Origin of the sequence: Leptolyngbya sp. FACHB-36 (assembly GCF_014695955.1) — a bacterium.
Taxonomy (GTDB): Bacteria; Cyanobacteriota; Cyanobacteriia; order Leptolyngbyales; family Leptolyngbyaceae; genus FACHB-36.
The window spans coordinates 1-4,778 of sequence record NZ_JACJPG010000519.1; the positions used below are offsets into that span (position 1 = coordinate 1).

At 56.1% G+C, this 4,778-nt stretch carries 3 protein-coding genes; all 3 read left to right on the top strand.

All coding sequences use genetic code 11. The features are described from left to right. A partial coding sequence (locus H6F43_RS14895) for a TIGR03936 family radical SAM-associated protein (protein ID WP_190343520.1) occupies positions 1 to 1,200 on the top strand: 1,200 nt, incomplete at its 5' end. A 535-nt stretch (positions 1,201 to 1,735) separates the two neighbouring features. Next, positions 1,736 to 3,967 carry an Rne/Rng family ribonuclease gene (locus H6F43_RS14900; RefSeq protein WP_190343521.1) on the top strand — a complete coding sequence of 744 codons (2,232 nt, stop codon included), beginning with the start codon at positions 1,736 to 1,738 and terminating at the stop codon, positions 3,965 to 3,967. 7 nt (positions 3,968 to 3,974) lie between these two features. Further along, positions 3,975 to 4,646: a ribonuclease HII gene (locus H6F43_RS14905; protein ID WP_190343522.1), complete on the top strand. Its 672-nt coding sequence runs from the start codon at positions 3,975 to 3,977 to the stop codon at positions 4,644 to 4,646. The last annotated feature ends 132 nt before the right edge of the window (positions 4,647 to 4,778 follow it).

Sequence of the window (4,778 nt, forward strand, 5' to 3'; positions counted from 1 at the left end):
TTCACCGACGTCCGAATCTCTGCGATGGAAGATTTCGTCGGTCGCGGCGATCGTCGTCTCGCTCCCGTGATTCACCGCGCTTGGCAACTTGGAGCCGGAATGGACGCCTGGTGGGAAAGCCTCGATCGCGCCTTTGCCGCGTGGACCAACGCGATCGCCGAATCGGAACTCACCTGGAGATATCGCCAAGTCGAAAACGGTGAATGGAACGTGTTTGAGAATTCGGAATCTGGAATTCGGAATTCGGAACTGCAAGACGATACCAGTTCCGAAGTTCCGAATTCAAACGTACGAATTCCGAATTCTCCCCTTCCCTGGGACCATCTGGACACGGGCATTGACAAACAGTGGCTAAAGGAAGATCTGCTGCGGGCGCTGGAGGCGGCAACTGTACCCGACTGTTCGTTTGAGGGTTGCTCTCACTGCGGCGTGTGCAGTGTTGAGTTTGGACACAATATTGTGGTGCCGCCGCTGCCCATTCCAGCCTTTGAGGGACACTTTGTCCCCAATCAGCAGCGGATACAGCGCCTGCGTGTGCAAATGGGCAAGCTGGGCGAGATGGCACTGGTGAGCCATTTGGATTTGATGCGGCTGCTTGATCGCGCGGTTCGTCGCGCCGCGTTGCCGATCGCGTTTACGGGTGGCTTTCATCCGGGTCCCCGCATTATTTCCGCAAACGCTCTGCCGTTGGGTGTCACAAGCTCTGGCGAAATCATTGATTTTGAACTCACCGAGGCAATGGACGTCGATCGCTTTCGGGCAGAGCTTGTTGCTCAACTGCCTGTCGATTTGCCAATCTACGCGGTAGAACCCGTCGAGGTCACCGCTCCGTCAGCGACTCAACTGCTGCACCAGGCAGAATACGTTATTACCGTTGGTGCGGAAGCAGAAGTGCCTCTGTCTCAGTGGCAGACCTGGGTGGATGCAATTCTTGCGGCGGATGCTATCTGGCTAGAGCAGAGGACTAAATCAGGCAAAACTCAGACGATCAATTTGCGCGATCGCCTTGTAGCTCTGTCCCTAGATTCAACCCCATCCCAAATCGCTCTCCGCTACATCGGTAGCTGCCGCAACGATGGCACGCTGCTGCGTCCCGATCACGTGGTCACGATGCTAGAGCACGTTGCCAATCAGGAATTTCACCTGCTGAGGACGCATCGCGATCACCTGATCTTGGCACCGGAGCCGATAGCCGGGTGATTGTGTAAACCAGAACGTTCGTAAAGAAACGTGACCTTGCTAAGATAGATACAGCGTCCTGTAATCAGACAGTGCAAGCTGAAGTCCTTGAAGCTTCGAGTGTCGATCGCGGTTGAGCCAGACGGTGATCAACTGGATCGGGAACCACCACTGGCAGAGCAATTTCAGTACGCTATAATGCATCTCAACCGAAGCTGTTGCGGATTTGAGGACTCCTAGGAGTACCGCTGGGTAGACCGGCTTTGTTCGCTGGATACAACGTGCTTCATCAGACTTTCTGTTATTACTTGTGACTCTGGTGTCCTTTCATACAGATGGGCGTCCCAGATCGATAGTTAAGTGTTGATTCAGTAGTCTGTACCGTACTCGACCCTGCTGAGGGTGCCGGACATCTCCTCTCCTCAGGTAGGAAACAGCTTCACTCCATTGCGTAACTCAGGAGTCTACATCGTTCGCAGTGGCAATTCATTAAGAGTAACCGCGAGGAGGGTACCTATTCTGTGTGCCCCAGACCGCAGATTTTTGAGGAAACTGAATGCCAAAGCAAATTGTTATCGCCGAGCAGCATCGCATCGCTGCTGTCTTCTCAGAGGATCAGATCCAAGAGCTGATTGTTGCCACCGGAACTCACCAAGTTAGTGACATCTATCTTGGGGTAGTTGAAAACGTTCTCCCTGGCATTGACGCCGCCTTTGTCAACATTGGAGACAGTGAACGCAACGGATTCATTCACGTCTCGGACTTGGGTCCTTTAAAGCTGCGCCGCACCTCCGCCTCGATTACAGAACTGCTGGCTCCGCAGCAAAAAGTCCTGGTCCAGGTGATGAAAGAGCCAACGGGAAACAAGGGTCCTCGGCTCACAGGCAATATTTCTTTACCCGGACGCTATGTTGTTCTAATGCCGAATGGCAAGGGCGTCAATCTATCTCGCCGCATTCGGAATGAAAACGAGCGTAACCGCCTTCGAGCACTTGCCATCCTGATTAAGCCACAGGGTATGGGACTGGTCGTGCGAACCGAAGCCGAAAACATGCCGGAAGAAGCCATCATTGAGGATTTAGAAGCGCTCCAGCGGCAGTGGGAGTCTGTTCTGCAAGAAGCGACAACGACTCGCGCCCCTGCGCTGCTGAACCGAGACGACGACTTTATTCAGCGGGTGCTGCGGGATGTCTACAGCGGCGACGTGAATCGGATTGTTGTAGACTCGCACACCGGGCTGAAGCGAGTGAAGCAGCATTTACTAAGTTGGAATGGTGGAAAATCACCGCAGGGCGTTTTAATTGATCATCACCGCGATCGGATTCCAATTCTGGAGTATTTCCGCATCAACGCGGCAATTCGGGAAGCGCTGAACCCCAGAGTCGATCTGCCGTCCGGCGGCTACATCATTATTGAGCGTACCGAAGCGCTGACCGTTATTGACGTAAACTCTGGCTCCTTTACCCGCTCTGCCACCGCTCGCGAGACCGTGCTATGGACCAACTGCGAAGCCGCGACCGAAATTGCTCGACAGTTGCGCCTCCGCAATATTGCAGGCGTAATCATCGTTGACTTTATCGATATGGACTCGCGCCGCGACCAGTTGCAGGTGCTAGAACACTTCAACAAAGCCCTGCGATCGGACAAGGCGCGTCCACAGATTTCGCAACTGTCAGAATTGGGCTTGGTGGAACTCACCCGCAAACGTCAGGGCAAAAATATCTACGAACTGTTTGGTCGGGCTTGCCCAACCTGCGGCGGTTTGGGACATTTGGTGCACTTACCAGATGAACCCCGCGACGCCGAGGCAGACTTTGTGGAGCGCGCTCCGGTTGCTCTACGCGAACCTCTGGGCGATCGCGGTTCTGAGGCCCGCAGCTGGGACGATCGCAGCGAAGATGCCGAGGACGACGGTGCCGATTTTGGCTTAAACCACCCCAGCTACCAGGAAATTGGGGGAGCAAATCGCAGGCGGCGTCGGCGTCGCATTGATGAGCCGAATCGCGCCCGCAACGGCGCTTGGGATGAAGGACAGGGACGCAGCACGCCAACGCTGCCAAACGGTCTGAACCCGAAGCTTGACCTTCCATCAGCCGACTCCGACCCCTTCTCGCCACCAGACGAGCCAGTTTTGCCGGGTCGTCCCGTTCGTCCAGAGCGGACGAACCGAGGGCGCGGAGGACGCGGACGCCCTGGTCGTGAGGTATTCCCGCAGACGTTAGATACCCCTAGCCCTCGGGAAGTTGCTGCCCCTCCCGAACTTAGAGAATTGGCTGCTCCTCCTGAAGTGGTAGCCACGCCAGAGATTGAGCGAGATGGGTTGGCACCTGACGATCGTCCAGAGGACAAGCGCACCCGCTCTCGGCGTGAGGTGAGCCGGGGTCCAGCAGAGCCGCCAGAGGTGATTGCGGTTGAGATGACGCCGGAGGAGCAAGATGTTTACGCTTGGATGGGCATCTCGCCGCTGGTGTTAGCCAATCGGGAAGTCAAGAATCCCAAGTCTGCCATCATTTCCGTTGTGTTGCCTGGTCAAACGCCTCCAGTTCCCTCTCCCCTAGAGTCTCCTGCTCCCGTAGGGCCTCCTGTCTTAGCGTCGGAACCGGATGCTGCTGTTGCCGTAGCAAAACCTGCAGTTGTCGTAGCAGAACCAACCCCGACTCCTGTGGCGATCGAGCTTCCCAGTCCTGCCGCTGAGGTCGAACCGGAGGCTGTGGCAGAGCCAGCGGAACCGGAGGCAACCGCCAATCGCCGTCGCCGCCGCCGTTCATCGGCGCCTACGGCAGAGTAGCGTGTCGATGAGACACGGAATTTCACTTGAGCAACCCACTCTCCCTGGCTTCGTTGCAGGTGCGCCTGCAACGATCGCTGGGGTTGATGAAGTTGGGCGAGGGGCGCTGTTTGGTCCAGTTGTGGCAGCAGCGGTAATTTTGCCCGACTCCGTTCTACCGGAGCTGTCTGCGGCGGGCGTAACCGATAGTAAGCAGCTATCGCCGCAGCAACGGCAGACGCTCGCGATTCAAATTCGCGCGTCTGCCGTTGCCTGTCAAGTAGGCATTGCGTCTGTGCAAGAGATCGATCGCCTGAACATCCTGCAGGCGTCGCTGCTGGCGATGCGGCGGTCAGTGTTGCGCCTCAAGGTACCGCCGGATCTCTGCTTGGTCGATGGCAATCAGCGCATCCCCAATTTGCTCGTGGCTCAGCAAACCGTTGTCAAAGGTGATCAGAGATCGCTCGTGATCGCGGCTGCTAGCATTATTGCCAAAGTTTGGCGAGATGAGCTAATCATTCGGCTGTCGCTCAAATACCCGCAGTACAATTTGGCAACCAATAAAGGCTATGGAACACCAACTCACCGTCGAGCGCTTCAGCAGTACGGACCCACACGCTGGCATCGTCGATCGTTTAGTCCGTGCCGCTCAACGGGTGCCATACTCGTTCAAGGTGAGTTTGTAGGCGCTTCTGATTAAGCGATCGAGTGATTGATTATGCGATCGGGCTATTCGTGGGCAGCATTGCAGGAACAGACGCGGCTTCAGCACCCTGCGCCCAGCGGTAGTAGTCAGAGAGTAAGTGGTGCATGAGGCGCTGTTTAATCGTTA